This is a genomic window from Actibacterium pelagium (assembly GCF_002285415.1).
GTDB lineage: Bacteria > Pseudomonadota > Alphaproteobacteria > Rhodobacterales > Rhodobacteraceae > Actibacterium_B > Actibacterium_B pelagium.
Genome location: NZ_NSBU01000004.1, coordinates 393,522 through 409,978, shown reverse-complemented (window position 1 = coordinate 409,978; position 16,457 = coordinate 393,522). Strand labels below are relative to the sequence as shown.

The following is a 16,457-nucleotide window of genomic DNA, read 5'->3' as shown; positions in this document are numbered from 1 at the left end:
AAACAAAAAACCCCGGGACCAGCCCGGGGTTTTTCGTTTAATTGAAAAGGCTTAGTTAACCTGTTCGCCTTCGGCCTGCTGTTGGGCACGGCGGGCGATTTCCTGGCGGTACAGCGCAACAAAATCGACCGAGTCCATGTTCAGCGGCGGGAAGCCGCCGTCACGGGTCACATCGCTGACGATACGGCGCGCAAACGGGAACAGCATCCGCGGGCATTCGATCAGCAGATAGGGGTGCAGCTGCTCTTCGGGGATGTTGGCAACGTAGAAAATTCCGCCATAGTCCAGCTCCAGCAGGAACAGCGGGGTGTCGTCACCCTTGTTGTTCGAGGTCACGGTGAATTTGGTGAACACTTCGTATTGGTTCTCGGCTGGGCGCTTTTTCGCATCCAGCGCGACCTGTACCTTAACGTCGGGGTTCACGTCGCCGGTGACACCCTTCTGGACCAGGAAGTTTTCAAAAGACATGTCCCGGATAAACTGACCCAGGACTTTCATTTGCGGGGCGGTGGGTTGCGCGGCGGCTTCGCCAGCTTGGTTCTCTTCAGCCATCAGAGGCTCCTGTCAAAATATTTTCGGAAGATGCTTACCAGACTGGCGAGGGACCCTCAATGCTGAGTCCAGCGCGACGGTGCATCACTGTCTTTGGGGGCCTGATCGGTGATATCGACGTAGTCGCCATTCACCACATCGTCCGAGGCCGGGCGGTGAAACCCCTGCGTGGTTTGATGCGCGCTGAAGGACTGAACCTTCACCCGTTTACGAAGCCAGCGGAAGGCAGCGCTTCGAAACGCCGGAACCAACAAAGCAAAGCCAACCGCATCGGTGAAGAAACCGGGTGTCAGCAGCAAAGCGCCGGAAAACAGGATCATCGCCCCATGGGCCAGCGGCTCTGTCGGATCGTTCATCTGGTTGAAAGAGTTCCGAATGTCGGCCATCGCTGCCGAGCCCTGCGCGCGCATCAGATAGGTGCCGAGTATCGCAGTCAGAACCACAATCCCAAGGGTCGACCACAGGCCGATCGCCCCGCCAACCTGGATGAACAAAGCGATCTCGATCAGGGGAACGCCGACGAAAAGGGCTAGAAGCCACATAGAATTGATCCTCTTTTATTACGGGGCGGTGATGGTGGACTTGACCTGCCCCCTCGCATACATATGTGCGACATAAGCCAAGATACCAACCCCCCTGCCGTTACGAGGTTCTAATGAACGGACTTTTACAGCTTCTTGTCCTTGCCGGGATCGCATTGTTCCTGATCCTGCGCCTGCGGTCCGTATTGGGAACGCGTGAGGGATTTGAAAAGCCACCCGTTCCGCGTCAGGCGCCTGACCGCAGAGGGTTCGAAGTGATCGAAGGTGGGCCGGACACGGATATCACCGATCATGTCGATGACGGTACTGAATCCGCCAAGGCGCTTGCCGCGTTGAAGATGGCAGAGCCGGGGTTCAGCGTGACCGAATTCCTGGGCGGTGCGCGCGGTGCCTATGAGATGATCCTGATGGCCTTTGAAAACGGCGATCTGTCCGAGGTAGAGGGCTTTATCTCTCAGGACATTCACGACGCTTTCGTCGACGTGATTGGTGCACGTGAAGATCAGGGCCTCAAGGTCGAGGCCAACTTTGTGGGCGTGCGCGAGTTGACGCTGAAAGAGGCTTCGTTCGACCGCAACACCAAAGAAGCCGAGATCACGGTGAAATTCGTGGGCGAGATGACCTCGGCCGTGCGCGATGCCGAGGGCAATATCGTCGAAGGCGATCCCAACACCATCAAGCGTCAGCGCGACGTCTGGACATTCGCGCGTGTTGCCGGCTCGGGGAACCCGAACTGGACGCTGGTTGCCACGGGCGAGTGATCGCTTTGGGCAATGACACGACGGCGGAAGAAACTTAGCGACGAAGACAAAGAGCTTTGGTCGCGGGTCGCAGCGACTACCAAACCGCTGCACCCGGCCCGTCCGAAAAAAACGGAAGTCGCGTTTTCCGTTCCTAAGCCGCCAAAAGTGACCAACCCGCGCTTGCCGATCGAGCACTTCGATGTCGGCGCGCGGGCACCCACGCATAAACCCCCAAACAGCCTTGCCTCTGACCCCGCCGACCATCTGCGGGGGCAGCCGGTTCACATGGATCGCAAGACCCACGGCAAGATGACCCGCGGCAAGCTACAGCCCGAAGGGCGGATCGACTTGCACGGCAAGACCTTGGCGCAAGCCCACCCCGCGCTGATCCGTTTCATCCTGAACGCCCAGTCCGAGGGCAAACGGTTGGTTCTGGTTATCACCGGCAAGGGCAAGCACCGGGACGAGCCGGGCCCGATCCCGGTGAAAAACGGTGTGCTGCGTCATCAGGTGCCGCAATGGCTGCATCAACCGCCGCTGTTGGGCTGCGTGCTGCAGATCACGCCAGCACACCAGCGCCACGGGGGTACTGGTGCCTATTACGTCTATTTGCGTCGGGACCGTTAGTTCGGCGCGCCCAGAATGACCTCGGTCGCATTGCGCACGGTTAATACAGTAGCGGGAAGCAATCCGTTGCGGCCAGATGCGTCGGTTCTGAACGCATTCTCCAATTCCTCGAAGCCGCTTAGCAGGTTGATCAGGGCTGGCGACGAGCCGATGGTGAAATGCCCAACCCCTTCGCCAAAATTTGAGACGTTCAGGACGGTGATATCCAAATCCGCCACCTGAGAGACGTCTTTCAGGTTCCCCAGACGGTTCGTCGCCCCGTTCAGGCGGGACGAAACCGCCAAAGCCCGGTCCTTACGCGAAGTGAAGACAAAGAAGGGCTGTGGCAAGCGGCCGATACGGCTGGCCTGCTGCCGGAAAAGATCCACATCCAGATCCGGAGAGATCAGGATCACACCATCTACCAAGGCGTCGACCTGCCCCGGTGACCGGATTGCGATCTGGCGCAGAGCCTCCATCGTCAGGGCAGAGCCCATAGAGTGCGCGACGATGTTCACCCGCGTCGCCCCGGTCTTGTTGAGTTCGATCAGAAGTTCTTCCAGCCCGTCCCGGGCAAACAGGATACTGTCTCGGTCATGGGTGTAGCCAAAGACATGCGCCGCCGACGGCCACGAATAGAAGACGTTCACTCCGGGAACCCTGAAGTCATGCGCCAACTGGGCGGCGCGATAGACGCTTTCGCCGAATGTCGTGTTGAACCCGTGGACGAAAACAATGACCTCTCGCTCTCGGGCGGGGCGTCTTTGAAGGGCAGTTCGGATCGACCGACGAAAGGCGGCGGGGTCATAGTGCACCAATTCGGTCGCGACAAAGTCTTGGGCCGGGTTGGGGTTTCGGGCGCGGGTCTCGACCTTACCCTGTTCGTGCTCTGGCGGGACGGAAACGACAATGCGACCATAAGCGGGCTCTGATGTACGTTCTCGGGAGAACTTTTGAGCGCTTTTCTGAACGCGGGTGGTGCTGAAGTAGACATCCACGTTGTCACCGATATCATTGGCTTCGGGCAACACAGTCAGGTCTGGCCGCGGCCCACAGGCCGCGACGAGGGTCAAAAAGAAGAAACAAACAAACGGACGGACCATGGGATCGCCTGCTAAAATACCTTAGCGAACCCTAGGCCCAAGAATCCGGAAATCACAAGACGTAACGGCTCATATCCGTGGATTTCGTCAGCTCACCAAGGTGTTTTTCGACGAAAGCCTCGTTGACCTCGATCGCCTCTCCGCCGCGGTCCGGGGCCGAGAATGACAGTTCTTCAAAGACGCGTTCCAGAACGGTGTACAGACGGCGCGCACCGATGTTCTCGATCGTCCGGTTGACCTCTGCCGCGATCTTCGCAAGCGCCGCGATGCCTTCCGGGGTGAAGGTCACGGTGACCTCTTCGGTTGCCATCAGTGCGGTGTACTGTCGGGTCAGGGCGTTGTCGGTCTCTGTCAGGATGCGGACAAAATCATCTTCGGTCAGGTCGCGCAGGGTCACGCGGATTGGCAAACGGCCCTGAAGTTCGGGCAGCAGGTCCGAGGGCTTGGCGATGTGGAATGCCCCCGAGGCGATGAACAGGATATGGTCGGTCTTCACTGCGCCGTATTTGGTGCTGACGGTGGTGCCTTCGATCAGCGGCAGCAGATCGCGCTGCACGCCTTCGCGGCTGACATCGGCGCCACGCGCATCTGACCGCGCACAGACTTTGTCGATCTCATCCAGGAAGACGATGCCGTTTTCCTGAACCGCTTCCAACGCGGTCTTGTTGACGGTTTCTTCGTCCAGAAGCTTGTCGGCCTCTTCACCAATCAAAATGTCGTAGCTTTGCGCGACGGTCATCTTCTTCTTCACGGTTCGGCCGCCGAAGGCTTTGCCGAACATGTCGCCAATGTTCATCATGCCGCCCATCTGGCCGCCGCCAGGCTGACCCGGGATTTCGAACATCGACATCGGGTTCGAGCTGTCGGCGACCTCCAGCTCAATCACGGTATCGTCCAGCTCGCCCCGTTTCAGCTTGCCGCGGAACATTTCGCGCGTCTGTTCACGGGCGTCGACGCCAGCAATGGCTTCGATCACACGATCCTCGGCCGCCTTATAGGCCTTGGCCTTCACGTCTTCGCGCATCCATTCGCGGGTTTCGATGATCGCAGAATCGACCAGATCGCGGATCATCTGTTCCACGTCGCGACCGACATAGCCGACCTCGGTGAATTTCGTGGCCTCAACCTTGATGAACGGCGCGCGCGCCAGCTTGGCTAGTCGGCGGCTGATCTCGGTTTTACCGACACCGGTCGGCCCGATCATCAGGATGTTCTTCGGGTAGACCTCGTCGCGCAGGTCATCACCCAACTGCTTGCGCCGCCAGCGGTTGCGCAGGGCCACAGCCACGGCGCGCTTGGCGTCGTTTTGGCCGATGATGAAGCGATCCAGTTCCGAGACGATCTCACGCGGGGTCAGGTTGGTCACGAGGTTACCCTTTCCTTGGTTTCGCTCCTAGGTAAGCGCTTTGTCACTGAACGCAAGCGGGTCCAGCAGTTGGTCTTGCCAAAAAGCGCCGAAATTTGCAGGTTTCGGGCCAAGATAAAGAGGTAACTCATGGCCCAGCTTTCCCGATTTGGCGATACCAAGGTTCTGTTCATCATGGCGGCAGAGCTTGAATACGGCCCCCATCTGCAAGCACGGTTCACCCCGCTGATCACCGGGGTGGGCCCGGTCGAGGGTGCGGTATCGGCAACGCGCGCCCTAGCGCGGCTAGAGGCCTTGGGCACAAAACCCGATCTGGTGGTCTCGATCGGTTCTGCCGGGTCGGCGCATCTGCGAAAGACCGACATCTATCAGGTGTCCGAAGTGTCCTATCGCGATATGGATGCCTCTGCCCTTGGGTTCGAAAAAGGGACAACGCCGTTTCTGGACCTTCCCGCGGTGTTGTCATTGCCGGTAATGATCGCAGGCGTGCCCGCGGCGACCCTGTCGACCGGCGCGAATATCGTTTCGGGAGAGGCCTATAAGGACATCCCAACCGATATGGTCGACATGGAGACCTTCGCCATCCTTCGCGTGTGCCATCAGTTCGATGTGCCACTTTTGGCTTTGCGCGGCGTGTCAGATGGTGACGCTGAGCTGTCGGATGTGACGGACTGGACCGAGTATCTGCATATCATCGACGAAAAGCTTGCCGCGATCGTTGACCAATTCGGGGCCGCTCTTTCAGAACGTCCGTTGGATTGGCCGGGCTACAAGGCGCTTCGTACGCCCATCCAGATTGGCTGATCGTCAGTTGGTGTGATCTACAGGCTGCTGCCAAGGCGGCAGGCGGTCCTTACCGGGAAAGTCGGGCAGACGCTTCATCATCCAGTTCCGCAGCGCTTCCCACTGTGCGCCAAGCGTCACAAGGAACACGCCTAGCAGAAGCATGAAATAGAACGCTTTGCCGTCAAGCGCCGTGACCGCAATGGCCACCGCATAACCAACACCCGAGATCAGGAACGACCGCCGGTCGATGATGATGGCAAAGGCCCCGATCAGGATCACAAAGACCAATACGCCGATCTGCCCAACCATGGTTCCAGAGGTGGAAATCGTCAGGGCAACCGTGTTCACAATCGCAGGGGCCGCAATGACATGCAGCCAGAAACCGTCCACAGATCTTCGTGTCACGCGGTGGGGATCAGACATGTCAAAGCGCATGGCAAAGAACAGGGCGACCAGTCCCAGAACCAAGGTGACCAATGGATAGGGGCCACTTGAGGTCAGATCGAACAGATCCTGAAACCGCAGTAAACTGAACCCGTTCTGCGATGTCGCCGCAAAAGACGTCATCCACGCCGACAATGCGACTAGGGCCAGAACAAAGGGCACGTGGAAAACACGCCAGAAAAGAAGCAACAAACCCGTTGTCGATGCGCCAACAATCGCCGCGACAGCCTCGTTCGAGGCATCGAACAATGATGCGACTGATAGGCCCAAGGCGATAGAGAAACAGGCGAACATGGCCGCCAAGGCGCTGGCCGGGCCGATCATGCGGCGCACGCCGATAAAATACCGCGCCGCAACCCAGACCCCGGCGATCCCGATGATAGACGGTAGGAAAGAGGCCTCGCCCACAACGACGCTCAACAACCCTGTGACGCCTACGAAACCGGCAAACAGGATCGATAGGCCAAGGACGATGAAGATCTCGTTGAACCCTTTGAACAGCTCAAACGGTTCATCCAGCCCTTCGATGTTTTCTCGAAAACCCTGCCGGGCTTCGGACAAAGTAATGATACTGACGGCCTGAGCTTCCGTGATAGTGCCAGCCTGAACAGCGGCGCGCAGGTCGTCAGTAGAGATCGTCATCAGGCGCTGATTTTCTCAACGGTCAGGTTGCCGTTGGTATAAACGCAAATGTCCGCGGCAATCGCCATCGCCTTGCGGGCGACCTCTTCCGCTGACAGATCGGTTTCAAGCAATCCGCGCGCGGCGGCCAACGCGAAGTTCCCGCCAGAGCCAATCGCCGCCACATCGTGTTCCGGCGCCAGAACGTCGCCAGCACCGGTGATCACATATATCTCGGCACCATCGGTGACGATCAGCATCGCTTCCAGCTTTTGCAGATACTTGTCGGTGCGCCAGTCCTTGGCCAGCTCGACCGCGGCGCGTTGCAATTGGCCGGGGGTGGCTTCCAGTTTGGCCTCTAGCCGCTCCAGCAGGGTGAAGGCATCCGCCGTCGAACCGGCAAACCCGCAGACCACATCATGCCCCCCGGGCGAAAGTCGCCGCACCTTGCGGGCCGAGCCTTTGATCACGGTCTGACCAAGGCTTACCTGCCCATCACCAGCGATCACCACTTCGCCACCGCGTTTCACGCCAATGATCGTGGTGCCATGCCAACCGGGGAACTGATCGTCTGCCATTTCGGCCTCCTGCCTAATCTTTCGCCGAATATGGAGAGCCGGGCCCCTTACTACAACCCGTTTCGCTTGAGCCTTTTCCCGCGCAGCGATAGCAAAGACGGTATGAAACAGGCAAAAGTTCTTCGAGTTTATCTTGGCGATCCGCTGCTCGCCGCGGCCAGGGCCGGGAAGCAGAATTTCTGTAACCGGATTGTGCGGGCCTTTGCGGGGATCGGCTATCGGGTCGAATTTCGCCCGAATACGGCAGAAGAACGAGAGTCCTCTGGCGACCGGCGGGGCTATTCTCTGTATCAAGTGGACATGCCGGGGCACGAGAATGCCCTGACCTTCCGTAAAGCCTATATCGCGCCCTTCTGGCAGATTGATCAGACGGTGGAGCGCTGGGAATGGCACGTGGCACGGTCAGAGTTTGACCCCGCGAATGTCGACCCCGAAACAGCGCAGGATTTTGTGGAACGGACGCGCGAACGGGTTTTTCCCGACCTGCCAGCCCCCACCACGGACGGGTATATCTACATCCCGCTGCAAGGCGCGTTGACCACACGGCGGATTTTCCAGACGCTGAGCCCGGTCGAGATGATCGAGGCGACGCTGGCCTATGACCCGCGCCCGATCGTCGTGACGCTGCACCCGAACGAGGATTACTCTGCCGAAGAGCTGTCCACGATCACCGGGTTGGCCAAGAAACACAGTCGTCTGACACTGGATACCGGCGGCATGGAGAAATACCTGCCCGGTTGCGACATGGTGGTGTGCGAGAACTCTGCCGTGGCCTTCAATGGCTACTTCCTGAAGAAGAAGGCGGTCCTGTTTTCCCAGATCGACTTTCATCACATCGCCTCGAACGTTCCGCAGCTGGGCGTGGCAGAGGCCTTCCGTCACGCAGCAGAAGCGGAACCAGCGTTTGACGCGTTTCTTTTCTGGTATTTGCAGAAAATGTCGATTAACGCGGGCAGAAAGGACGCAGAAGAGCGGATTTTGGCGGCTGTCCAGCGCTGCGGCTGGAAAGTTTAGCGAAAATGACCTAAGGTTAGGCATAATTGTAGGCAGGTAGACTGTCTTTCGCCTCATTTTCTGCAAAATGTTTCAACATAAGAAACGAAGTCAGATAAAGCGGGCAATAGACGAGACGGGCAGTAGAATGATTCACAGACGTTCCCTGATAGTGGGCGGTGCTGCCTTGGCACTTTCGGGATGCCAAAGCACAACGGGCCAAGGCACGAACGCACGCCTTAGCACGCGGGCCTATACTGGGCCGCGGGTGACACGTATTGTTGTCATGAAAGGCAAGCGCCGTTTGTATCTGATGAGCGGCGACGAAGTTCTCAAGACTTACCGTATCGGGCTGGGGTTTTCTCCGAAAGGGGACAAGAAGGTTGTCGGTGACGGCAAAACACCCGAGGGCCGGTACATTATCGACCGTCGCAATCCGCAAAGCGAATTCTACCTGTCGATCGGGATTTCATATCCAAACTCGCGCGACCGCGCCGAAGCAGCAGCACTGGGCCGAAGCCCGGGCGGCGACATCTTCATTCACGGTCAGGCACCCCGGAAATACGGTGTGCCGACGCGACGCGACTGGACCGCAGGGTGTATCGCGGTCCAGAACCACGAAATGCGCGAGATCTACAATATGGTTGGGAACGGAACGGTCATCGACATCTACGCATAGACCTGATCCGGCTCGTTAAGAGCCGGGTGCGAATGCTGTAGCGCGTCTGCCGGTGACGAGGCTCCACCAGATTTTCCCGTTCTTTTCTTGGAAGAATGCAAAGCCCATGTCTTGCGCTCGCGGGTCCAGAAGAACGGTGCGTGCGCCTTCGTCTTCCATCCATGCCGCCAGTGTTACCAGCTCGGTTTCATAGGTTTCACGGATGTTCTGACCGACAAAGCTGCCTTGATAGCCTGACCGTACAACGCGGTCGATTGGCGACGACCCGTCCGAGCCAAACAGCCACGGGCGGTTTTGAACAGACATGTCGCGGGCATGGGTGGCGGCGGCGGCATTTAGTTCAGCATTCAATGCCAGCGGTGCGACCCCGCGCGCCTGACGCAGCGAGTTCACCGAATCCAACATGCGGAACTGAACCGTGCCCTGCTGGCGGTCATTCAGCCGATAAACTTTGGGCAATGGTTTCCCGTCTGGGCCAACTTGTACCGGAATGCCAGTAGAGCAGGCCGACAAGGCCATCGAGGCAATCAGAAGTAACGAAGACAGACGCATGAGGGCCACCTTAAAAAACCGAATATCGCCAACTCCTACTCGGGATTGTTGTCCCTTTCAAACGGTTCAAGCGAGAATCGGCCAAATGACGCGAGTTTGAATTGCGAATGAGGCAAACGAGACATATGTTTCTGACGAACTTTGTATTTGAAGGAAGTGGTCTATGCCCCACCTGCCCAAGTCAAAACTTTCTCGCCGAGGTTTTCTGGTTGCCTCTGCTTCCGCTCTGGCGGCACCTGCCCTTGCGCAATCCAACGCCGCCGAAGTCTTTGGCGCCGAGATTGAACCGGAAGTCACGCAAACCACGCGCGGTAATATTGCAAGTTTCCGCGCCCTGGACTGGCGCCCGTATTTCTCGAACCTGAACAACGGCGCGATCCTGGTCGATATCAACTCGCGCGCTTTGCACTATTGGTCGGCTGATGGATCGGATTACCGCCTGTACCCGACCTCGGTTCCGATGACCGACGATCTGACCCGCCGCGGCCGCACCAAGATCACGCGCAAGGTCGAAGGCCCTGACTGGCGTCCGACCCCGTCGATGAAAAAGCGTAATCCGGACTGGCCGGACTACGTGGGCCCCGGCCCGGACAATCCGCTTGGCACCCACGCGATGCACCTGTCGTGGACCTATTACCGGATTCACGGCACCCATGACACGCGCAAGATCGGTCGACGCTCGTCGAACGGCTGCATCGGTCTGTTCAACGAACATATTTCTGAACTGTTTGGTCTGTCGAAGGTAGGAACGCAGGTTCTGCTGATCTGACGGTTCTACGACCTGAGAGATAAGAAAGGCGGTGCTGTTGCACCGCCTTTTCTTTTGGTCTTACGAGGTCCAGCCTTGAAGGTTGTCGGCAATCACCTTGCACAGCACATCGATATGCGCGGGTTCATCGTTGAGGCAGGGAATATAGGTAAAGTCCTCTCCGCCGGCCTCTTCGAAGCTTTCCTTGATCTCTTCGTTGATCTCTTCCAGCGTCTCGATGCAATCGGCAGAGAATGCCGGCGCGATCACAGCGATCTTCTTTTTGCCCTGCTTGGCCAGATCGGCCACATGGTCGACAGTGTAAGGCTTTAGCCATTCTTCGGGGCCGAAGACCGACTGGAACGTCGTCATGATCTTACTGTCGTCCCAGCCCAGACGCTCTTTCAACAGGCGCGTCGTTTTCTGGCATTGGCAGTGATACGGATCGCCCTGCATCAGATAGCGCTTCGGCATGCCGTGGTAGGACACGACCAGAATGTCGGGCTCTTCCTCGGCCGCGGCATAGGCGCGTTCAACCGATTGGGCCAGCGCGTCGATATAGTCGGGGTGTTCGAAATAGGGGGCCACGGTCCGGGCCGCCGGTTGCCAGGTTTCCTTCATCAGCGCACGGAAGAACTGATCGTTGGCAGTGGCAGAGGTTGCGCCCGCGTAATGCGGATAAAGCGGGAAGAACAGGATTTTGTCGCAGCCGGCCTTCACCATTTCTTCGACCTTGGACATGGTCGAGGGATTGCCGTAGCGCATACAGAAATCGACCATGACCTGATCCCCGAACGTGTCCGCCAATTGGGCGGCGATGGCTTCGGTCTGGTTGCGGGTGATGGTCAAAAGCGGGCTTTCGTTACGCTCGTGATCCCAGATGGATTCATAGGCCTCACCAGAGCTGAAGGGCCGTTTGGTCAAGATGATCAGCTGCAACAGCGGCTGCCATTTCCACGAGGGATAATCGATGACGCGCTTGTCCGAGAGGAACTCGTTCAAATAGCGGCGCATCGACCAATAGTCGGTCCCGTCCGGCGTACCAAGGTTGGCGATCAACACACCAATCTTGGCTTTGGGCAGTTTCGGGTGGTCGGAAGGGGCGTGCGCGGGCCGGGTGGCGGTCATGGATGGCGTCCTGTTGGCAGTCTCGTTGGCAACAGAAGTAACCGCATTTACGGCTACGTCAAATGCTGCAACGTCACAGCTTGGTTTCACGTGTCCCAAGCGCATCGGCCAACCGGCTTTCGGCGGACCCCGGGCGCAAGGGTTTTTGTTGGCTGGCGTCTGGCGACCATCCGGTCAGAAAGATGGTTTCAAATGTCGCTGGGATGCGGCCGTCTTCGCCAAAGTTCTGCGCATAGATTGCTGCGGCTTGTGGAAACAAGGCCTTGGGCGGCGTGGCCTTGCGGCGCGAGGTCAGTGCATTGCCTTCCCCCATCGCGCGCAGATCGTGCATCAGGTGCAGCGCATCGCGATAGCTGACCGTGCGCGGCGTGCTGTCGGCCACAGGCAGGGCGTATCCGGCCCGCTGAAGCAGGCCGCCTAGGTCGCGGATTTCGGCCATCGGCAGGACCCGGGGGGACAGGCCGCCAGTGATAGAGGTTTCCGCCTCGGCCAGCGCGATCCGCAGCTCTTGCAGGGTCTGGCCCCCGAACATCGCGGTCAGAAAGAACCCGTCGGGTTTCAGAGCATGGCGGCACTGCACCATCTGGCCCACAGGATCGTTCGCCCAGTGCAGCGACAGCGCGTGGATCACCAGATCATGTGCGCCGGGTTGCAGATCAAGAACCTCATCATCGGTGACATGGGTCATTTCGGGGAAATGCTTGGCCCAGATCTTTGGCTGACCAGACACTACGGCCGGGGACGTAAAGGTCCTGTTAACCAGTTCCAGCCTTTCCTTGATCTCGTCCGCGGTGACCTCGATCAGGAATTGCCCCTCTTCGGTCAGGCGGCGGCGAAACCGGGTCAGGGCGGCGCGGTCGGTCAACTGGGGCGGGCTTTGGGTCATGCCCGCGATGTAGAGGGTTCTGGCCGGAATGCAAAGACTAACCCGCATGCTTTACCCACCACAGTGCATCTTGTGCCGGGCCTTGGTCGAAGAGGATTTCGCGCTGTGCGGTGGGTGTCGGCGCGACACGTGGTTTATCTCTGGACTGGTTTGCGATGCCTGCGGCGTGCCATTGCCCGGCACGGCCGAAGCGGACGAGCGGGTGTTGTGCGATGACTGCCTTAAGATCGCGCGACCATGGGTGCAGGGCCGCGCGGCGCTGATCTATCGGGACACAGGGCGGAAACTGGTGCTGGCGTTGAAACACGGGGACCGAACGGATCTGGTCCGCCCACTGTCGCGCTGGATGTCACAAGTGGCCTCCCCGATCCTGCTTCCGGACACGGTGGTGGTTCCCATCCCGCTGAACCGGTGGCGGTTTTTCAAACGTCGCTACAATCAGGCGGCTTTACTGGCCCGCGCGGTGGCCGATCAGACGGGCCTGACCTATCTGCCAGATGCCCTGATCCGGCCCCAACGGACCCGACCTTTGGATGGGATGAGCGTCGAGCAACGGTTCGAAACCTTGTCCCAGAAAATTCGCCCACATCCGCGCAGATCGACCCAACTAAAGGACCGGTCCGTGCTGCTGGTCGACGATGTCATGACATCGGGCGCGACGCTCGCCGCTGCGACAGAAGCCTGTCTTGTTGCGGGCGCAACGCGGGTTTGCGTTCTAACACTGGCAAGAGTCGCAAAGGACGATTAAGTACTGCACGAACGCATCGAAGGAGATCGCCAATGAAGACGGTCGAAATCTACACTAAATCGACCTGTGGTTTCTGCCACATGGCCAAACGCCTGCTGACGTCCAAGGGCGTCAAGTTTTCGGAAGTCGACATTCTGGTCGACCCGGACCAGCGTCCGACCATGATCCAACGCGCCAATGGCCGGTCCACCGTTCCGCAGGTTTTCATCGACGGGCAGCATATCGGCGGCTTCGACGACCTGAGCGCCCTTGATCGGGCCGGCAAGCTGGATCCCATTCTGGCCGCCTGATGCGCACAGCCCTTCTGCAACTAAGTTCAAGCGACGACCCCGCAGACAATCTTGCGTGGACGCAGGACCATGTATTGCAGGCTGTCCAAGACGGCGCGGGTTTTGTCCTGACGCCCGAGGTCACCAACTGCATCTCGACCAGTCGGACCCGCCAGAACGAGGTTCTTCGGACACAGGATGAAGATCCGACACTGGCCGGCCTGCGGGATACGGCCGCGAAGGCGGGTATCTGGCTGATGATCGGCTCGCTGGGGTTGAAGACCGGCGACCCGGACGGGCGGTTCGCCAATCGGTGCTTCCTGATCTCTCCGACGGGCGAGATCGCCGCTTGGTACGACAAGATCCACATGTTCGACGTACAGGTGACCGAAACCGAGACCTACAAGGAATCCGCCGCTTATCGCCCCGGGGCCCGCGCGGTCGTCGTCGACACGCCCTTTGCCAAGATCGGGATGGCGATCTGTTATGACATCCGCTTCCCACACCTGTTTCGCGGTCTGGCCAAGGCCGGGGCGCAGGTTCTGACGGTTCCCGCGGCGTTCTCTCCGGTTACCGGCGCTGCCCACTGGGAACCCCTGCTTCGCGCCCGTGCGATCGAGAATACATGCTATGTTCTTGCGCCCGGCCAATGCGGAAACCATGCAATCAGCCGCGGCAAGCCCCGGCAAACGCATGGCCATACGATGGCGATTTCCCCGTGGGGAGAGGTAATTTCACAAGCAAATGCCTGTCCGGACACGGTTTTCCTTGATATCGACCTTGCAGAAGTGGAAAAAGCTCGGGCACGGGTCCCCTCGTTAGACCACGACCGGACATACAGGACGGAAACTTGAACGAAACAACCGAGGCCCTAGCCGTAACCCTGTTCGGCGAGCTGTTCATGGCGGATCAGCTGGCCCGTAACGTGCTGTCCCGCGCTTTGCCCAAGGGAATGGAACTTAGCCATTTCTCGGTTCTGAACCATCTGGCGCATATTCAGGAAGAGCGGTCCCCCGCCCAATTGGCGCAGGCCTTCCACGTGACGCGCGGCGCGATGACCAATACCTTGTCCAAGCTGGAACTGGCGGGATATATCCACATCCGCCCCGACTGGGACGATGCGCGTCGCAAGCAGGTGCATATCAGCCCCTCGGGCGTGCGCGCGCGCGACGTCGCAATCGACGCCGTGCTTCCCATTATTCAGGAAATGCTGGATGACCTCGGGGTCGATGAAGTGCGCAGCGCCCTGCCGATATTGCGGGCCCTGCGCCGAAAGCTTGCAGAAGAAGGCGCGCCTTCGAAAACCTGATCAGGCGGGCTTAACGCTGGCGGTAACGTAGTTCACGCTGAGATCACGATCCGAGATCGACCATGTCCAGGCGATTGGGTTGAAGACGAACCCTTTGCGATCCACCGGATCAAGCCCGGCTTTCTCAATCAGACCAAACAGCTCGTCCGGTGTGATGAATTTGTGCCATTCATGGGTACCCTTGGGCAGCCAGCGCATGATGTATTCCGCACCGACAATCGCCATTGCAAAGCTTTTGGGGTTGCGGTTGATGGTTGAACAGATCAGCAACCCGCCCGGTTTCATCAACTGTTGGCTACAGGTCATGAAGGCCTGCGGGTCGGCCACATGTTCGACCACTTCCATGTTCAGCACGACGTCGAACTGCTCACCGGCTTCGGCCAATGCTTCGGCGGTGGTGTGGCGATAGTCGATCTGCAGCCCCGATTGTTCAGCGTGCACCTGCGCGACCGGAATGTTGCGCTCGGCCGCATCCGCCCCGACAACTGTCGCACCAAGGCGGGCCATGGGTTCCGACAGCAACCCGCCACCGCAACCGATATCCAGCAAACGAAGGCCCTCAAAAGGATTCGGCTGCGTCAGATCCCGATCAAACTCGGCCGCGATTTGCTGAGTGATATAGTCCAACCGGCAAGGATTTAGCATGTGCAAAGGCTTGAACTTGCCATTCGGGTCCCACCACTCGGCAGCCATCGCCTGAAACTTTGCGACCTCGGCTTCATCAACGGTGTTCATGACTGGCATTTTCCGCGCCTTTCTGTTTTCCTAGTTAAACGCCTGAAATTGGGCGCCTACACGCTATATAGTGCGATAATGGATAAATCCTCTGGCCAAAAGCGCGCTGCGCAACTGCTTTACCCTTCTCTGGCACCCTTTGACCAGCGCATGCTGGATGTGGGTGACGGACACAAGGTCTATGTCGAGCAATGCGGCAATCCGAACGGTATCCCGGTCGTTGTTTTGCACGGGGGGCCCGGTGGTGGCTGTAGCCCGGCCATGCGCCGGTATTTCGACCCAAAAGCCTATCGCATTGTGCTGTTCGACCAACGCGGATGCGGGCGGTCTCGGCCTCATGCCTCTGTCACGAACAACACGACATGGGATCTGGTCAGCGATATCGAGCTGATCCGCGACACCCTGAAAATCGACCGCTGGGCCGTGTTCGGCGGCAGTTGGGGGGCCACCTTGGCCCTTTTATATGCGCAGGCGCATCCCGACCGCGCAGCTTATCTGATGCTGCGCGGGGTGTTCCTGATGACCCGGGCAGAGCTTAACTGGTTCTATGGCGGTGGTGCCGGACGGTTCTGGCCCGATCTGTGGGACAATTTCGTCGACCCAATCCCAGAGAAAGAGCGCGACGACCTGATCGCTGCCTACAACAGGCGTCTGTTTTCGGGGGACCTGATGACGGAAACCAGCTTTGCCCGATCCTGGGCCAAGTGGGAAAACGCGCTGGCCTCTGTCAGCAGCAATGGCAACGTGGGCGATGCCCCGGCGGATTACGCTCGTGCCTTTTCACGGCTTGAGAACCATTATTTCTTCAACGGTGGTTGGCTAGAGCGGGACAACCAGATCCTTGAGGACCTGCACAAGATCGCGCACATCCCGGCCAGCATCGTTCAGGGCCGCTATGATATGATCTGCCCGCCTTCGGCAGCCTATGCGCTGGCCAAGGACTGGCATCGGGCCGAGTTACGGATGGTGCCCATCGCAGGCCACGCCCTGTCAGAACCCGGCATCAGCGCAGAGCTGGTCCGGGTCACTGACACTGTCGCCCGCCGCGCCGGGGCGCTGGGATTGTAAG

The 16,457-nt window shown here is 58.9% G+C and carries 21 protein-coding genes; 11 read left to right on the top strand and 10 right to left on the bottom strand.

All coding sequences use genetic code 11. The features are described 5' to 3' along the window. Nucleotides 1–51: 51 nt before the first annotated feature. Nucleotides 52–552 (bottom strand): protein-export chaperone SecB, encoded by a 501-nt coding sequence (secB, locus tag CLM58_RS02250; protein WP_095594277.1) that lies wholly within the window; start codon nucleotides 550–552, stop codon nucleotides 52–54. A 56-nt stretch (nucleotides 553–608) separates the two neighbouring features. After that, on the bottom strand, nucleotides 609–1,094 hold the full coding sequence (locus CLM58_RS02245) for an FxsA family protein (RefSeq protein ID WP_095594276.1): 486 nt from the start codon (nucleotides 1,092–1,094) through the stop codon (nucleotides 609–611). A gap of 113 nt (nucleotides 1,095–1,207) precedes the next feature. Here CLM58_RS02245 and CLM58_RS02240 point away from each other — a divergent pair, with 113 nt between their 5' ends. Together CLM58_RS02240 and CLM58_RS02235 are read left to right on the top strand one after the other, a co-directional pair. Continuing rightward, nucleotides 1,208–1,855, top strand: a complete 648-nt coding sequence (locus CLM58_RS02240) for a Tim44/TimA family putative adaptor protein (RefSeq protein ID WP_095594275.1) — start codon at nucleotides 1,208–1,210, stop codon at nucleotides 1,853–1,855. Between the two features lie 12 nt (nucleotides 1,856–1,867). Beyond that, complete coding sequence (locus CLM58_RS02235; RefSeq protein WP_095594274.1) at nucleotides 1,868–2,464, top strand: Smr/MutS family protein; 597 nt, start codon at nucleotides 1,868–1,870, stop codon at nucleotides 2,462–2,464. On the opposite strand, the gene CLM58_RS02230 is transcribed toward CLM58_RS02235, so the two are convergent. Together CLM58_RS02230 and hslU are read right to left on the bottom strand one after the other, a co-directional pair. Continuing rightward, nucleotides 2,461–3,546: an alpha/beta hydrolase gene (locus tag CLM58_RS02230; RefSeq protein WP_095594273.1), complete on the bottom strand. Its 1,086-nt coding sequence runs from the start codon at nucleotides 3,544–3,546 to the stop codon at nucleotides 2,461–2,463. The genes CLM58_RS02235 and CLM58_RS02230 overlap by 4 nt on opposite strands. A 52-nt stretch (nucleotides 3,547–3,598) precedes the next feature. Further along, complete coding sequence (gene hslU, locus CLM58_RS02225; protein ID WP_095594272.1) at nucleotides 3,599–4,912, bottom strand: ATP-dependent protease ATPase subunit HslU; 1,314 nt, start codon at nucleotides 4,910–4,912, stop codon at nucleotides 3,599–3,601. 129 nt (nucleotides 4,913–5,041) lie between these two features. Between hslU and CLM58_RS02220 the strand changes: the two genes are divergently transcribed. Further along, nucleotides 5,042–5,716, top strand: coding sequence for a 5'-methylthioadenosine/S-adenosylhomocysteine nucleosidase (locus CLM58_RS02220; RefSeq protein ID WP_095594271.1), 675 nt, complete (start codon nucleotides 5,042–5,044; stop codon nucleotides 5,714–5,716). Nucleotides 5,717–5,719: 3 nt separating this feature from the next. Here the strand turns inward: CLM58_RS02220 and CLM58_RS02215 are convergent, their stop codons facing one another. After that, complete coding sequence (locus CLM58_RS02215; RefSeq protein WP_095594270.1) at nucleotides 5,720–6,784, bottom strand: hypothetical protein; 1,065 nt, start codon at nucleotides 6,782–6,784, stop codon at nucleotides 5,720–5,722. After that, nucleotides 6,784–7,341, bottom strand: a complete 558-nt coding sequence (gene hslV, locus CLM58_RS02210) for an ATP-dependent protease subunit HslV (protein WP_095594269.1) — start codon at nucleotides 7,339–7,341, stop codon at nucleotides 6,784–6,786. The genes CLM58_RS02215 and hslV overlap by 1 nt, the downstream gene beginning before the upstream one ends. A gap of 102 nt (nucleotides 7,342–7,443) precedes the next feature. On the opposite strand from hslV, the gene CLM58_RS02205 reads away from it, so the two are divergent. Beyond that, nucleotides 7,444–8,355: a hypothetical protein gene (locus CLM58_RS02205; RefSeq protein WP_143226500.1), complete on the top strand. Its 912-nt coding sequence runs from the start codon at nucleotides 7,444–7,446 to the stop codon at nucleotides 8,353–8,355. A gap of 127 nt (nucleotides 8,356–8,482) precedes the next feature. Further along, nucleotides 8,483–9,013, top strand: a complete 531-nt coding sequence (locus CLM58_RS02200; RefSeq protein ID WP_188720502.1) for a L,D-transpeptidase family protein — start codon at nucleotides 8,483–8,485, stop codon at nucleotides 9,011–9,013. A 15-nt stretch (nucleotides 9,014–9,028) separates the two neighbouring features. Here CLM58_RS02200 and dalA read toward each other — a convergent pair whose 3' ends face one another. Then, on the bottom strand, nucleotides 9,029–9,565 hold the full coding sequence (dalA, locus tag CLM58_RS02195; RefSeq protein WP_095594267.1) for a divisome-associated lipoprotein DalA: 537 nt from the start codon (nucleotides 9,563–9,565) through the stop codon (nucleotides 9,029–9,031). A 163-nt stretch (nucleotides 9,566–9,728) separates the two neighbouring features. Between dalA and CLM58_RS02190 the strand changes: the two genes are divergently transcribed. After that, the gene (locus tag CLM58_RS02190; RefSeq protein WP_095594266.1) at nucleotides 9,729–10,334 is read left to right on the top strand and encodes a L,D-transpeptidase; all 606 of its coding nucleotides are present in this window, start codon (nucleotides 9,729–9,731) and stop codon (nucleotides 10,332–10,334) included. Nucleotides 10,335–10,394: 60 nt separating this feature from the next. On the opposite strand, the gene hemH is transcribed toward CLM58_RS02190, so the two are convergent. After that, a complete protein-coding gene (gene hemH, locus CLM58_RS02185) occupies nucleotides 10,395–11,441 on the bottom strand; it encodes a ferrochelatase (RefSeq protein WP_095594265.1) in 1,047 nt (348 codons plus the stop codon). 73 nt (nucleotides 11,442–11,514) lie between these two features. After that, on the bottom strand, nucleotides 11,515–12,327 hold the full coding sequence (locus CLM58_RS02180) for a methyltransferase domain-containing protein (protein WP_095594264.1): 813 nt from the start codon (nucleotides 12,325–12,327) through the stop codon (nucleotides 11,515–11,517). Nucleotides 12,328–12,373: 46 nt separating this feature from the next. On the opposite strand from CLM58_RS02180, the gene CLM58_RS02175 reads away from it, so the two are divergent. The 4 genes from CLM58_RS02175 to CLM58_RS02160 are packed head-to-tail and all read left to right on the top strand — an operon-like array spanning nucleotide 12,374 to nucleotide 14,653. Then, a complete protein-coding gene (locus CLM58_RS02175; RefSeq protein ID WP_229666177.1) occupies nucleotides 12,374–13,075 on the top strand; it encodes a ComF family protein in 702 nt (233 codons plus the stop codon). 32 nt (nucleotides 13,076–13,107) lie between these two features. Beyond that, a complete protein-coding gene (grxC, locus tag CLM58_RS02170; protein ID WP_095594262.1) occupies nucleotides 13,108–13,365 on the top strand; it encodes a glutaredoxin 3 in 258 nt (85 codons plus the stop codon). Next, nucleotides 13,365–14,198 (top strand): carbon-nitrogen hydrolase family protein, encoded by an 834-nt coding sequence (locus CLM58_RS02165; protein WP_095594261.1) that lies wholly within the window; start codon nucleotides 13,365–13,367, stop codon nucleotides 14,196–14,198. The genes grxC and CLM58_RS02165 overlap by 1 nt, the downstream gene beginning before the upstream one ends. Continuing rightward, entirely contained in the window at nucleotides 14,195–14,653 is a 459-nt protein-coding gene (locus CLM58_RS02160) for a MarR family winged helix-turn-helix transcriptional regulator (protein WP_095594260.1), read from the top strand. The genes CLM58_RS02165 and CLM58_RS02160 overlap by 4 nt, the downstream gene beginning before the upstream one ends. On the opposite strand, the gene ubiG is transcribed toward CLM58_RS02160, so the two are convergent. Continuing rightward, complete coding sequence (ubiG, locus tag CLM58_RS02155) at nucleotides 14,654–15,397, bottom strand: bifunctional 2-polyprenyl-6-hydroxyphenol methylase/3-demethylubiquinol 3-O-methyltransferase UbiG (protein ID WP_095594259.1); 744 nt, start codon at nucleotides 15,395–15,397, stop codon at nucleotides 14,654–14,656. Between the two features lie 69 nt (nucleotides 15,398–15,466). On the opposite strand from ubiG, the gene pip reads away from it, so the two are divergent. After that, on the top strand, nucleotides 15,467–16,456 hold the full coding sequence (pip, locus tag CLM58_RS02150) for a prolyl aminopeptidase (RefSeq protein ID WP_095594258.1): 990 nt from the start codon (nucleotides 15,467–15,469) through the stop codon (nucleotides 16,454–16,456). Nucleotide 16,457 lies beyond the last annotated feature (1 nt).

Excerpts from the sequence above, each read along its gene's own strand:
- CLM58_RS02230 (WP_095594273.1), bottom strand. The coding sequence starts at position 3,546 with ATGGTCCGTCCGTTTGTTTGTTTCTTCTTTTTGACCCTCGTCGCGGCC.
- CLM58_RS02245 (WP_095594276.1), bottom strand. The coding sequence starts at position 1,094 with ATGTGGCTTCTAGCCCTTTTCGTCGGCGTTCCCCTGATCGAGATCGCT.
- CLM58_RS02215 (WP_095594270.1), bottom strand. The coding sequence starts at position 6,784 with ATGACGATCTCTACTGACGACCTGCGCGCCGCTGTTCAGGCTGGCACT.
- dalA (WP_095594267.1), bottom strand. The coding sequence starts at position 9,565 with ATGCGTCTGTCTTCGTTACTTCTGATTGCCTCGATGGCCTTGTCGGCC.
- ubiG (WP_095594259.1), bottom strand. The coding sequence starts at position 15,397 with ATGCCAGTCATGAACACCGTTGATGAAGCCGAGGTCGCAAAGTTTCAG.
- CLM58_RS02165 (WP_095594261.1), top strand. The coding sequence starts at position 13,365 with ATGCGCACAGCCCTTCTGCAACTAAGTTCAAGCGACGACCCCGCAGAC.
- CLM58_RS02235 (WP_095594274.1), top strand. The coding sequence starts at position 1,868 with ATGACACGACGGCGGAAGAAACTTAGCGACGAAGACAAAGAGCTTTGG.
- CLM58_RS02220 (WP_095594271.1), top strand. The coding sequence starts at position 5,042 with ATGGCCCAGCTTTCCCGATTTGGCGATACCAAGGTTCTGTTCATCATG.
- CLM58_RS02175 (WP_229666177.1), top strand. The coding sequence starts at position 12,374 with ATGCTTTACCCACCACAGTGCATCTTGTGCCGGGCCTTGGTCGAAGAG.
- CLM58_RS02240 (WP_095594275.1), top strand. The coding sequence starts at position 1,208 with ATGAACGGACTTTTACAGCTTCTTGTCCTTGCCGGGATCGCATTGTTC.
- hemH (WP_095594265.1), bottom strand. The coding sequence starts at position 11,441 with ATGACCGCCACCCGGCCCGCGCACGCCCCTTCCGACCACCCGAAACTG.
- CLM58_RS02180 (WP_095594264.1), bottom strand. The coding sequence starts at position 12,327 with ATGACCCAAAGCCCGCCCCAGTTGACCGACCGCGCCGCCCTGACCCGG.
- secB (WP_095594277.1), bottom strand. The coding sequence starts at position 552 with ATGGCTGAAGAGAACCAAGCTGGCGAAGCCGCCGCGCAACCCACCGCC.
- hslV (WP_095594269.1), bottom strand. The coding sequence starts at position 7,341 with ATGGCAGACGATCAGTTCCCCGGTTGGCATGGCACCACGATCATTGGC.
- grxC (WP_095594262.1), top strand. The coding sequence starts at position 13,108 with ATGAAGACGGTCGAAATCTACACTAAATCGACCTGTGGTTTCTGCCAC.
- pip (WP_095594258.1), top strand. The coding sequence starts at position 15,467 with ATGGATAAATCCTCTGGCCAAAAGCGCGCTGCGCAACTGCTTTACCCT.
- CLM58_RS02200 (WP_188720502.1), top strand. The coding sequence starts at position 8,483 with ATGATTCACAGACGTTCCCTGATAGTGGGCGGTGCTGCCTTGGCACTT.
- CLM58_RS02205 (WP_143226500.1), top strand. The coding sequence starts at position 7,444 with ATGAAACAGGCAAAAGTTCTTCGAGTTTATCTTGGCGATCCGCTGCTC.
- CLM58_RS02190 (WP_095594266.1), top strand. The coding sequence starts at position 9,729 with ATGCCCCACCTGCCCAAGTCAAAACTTTCTCGCCGAGGTTTTCTGGTT.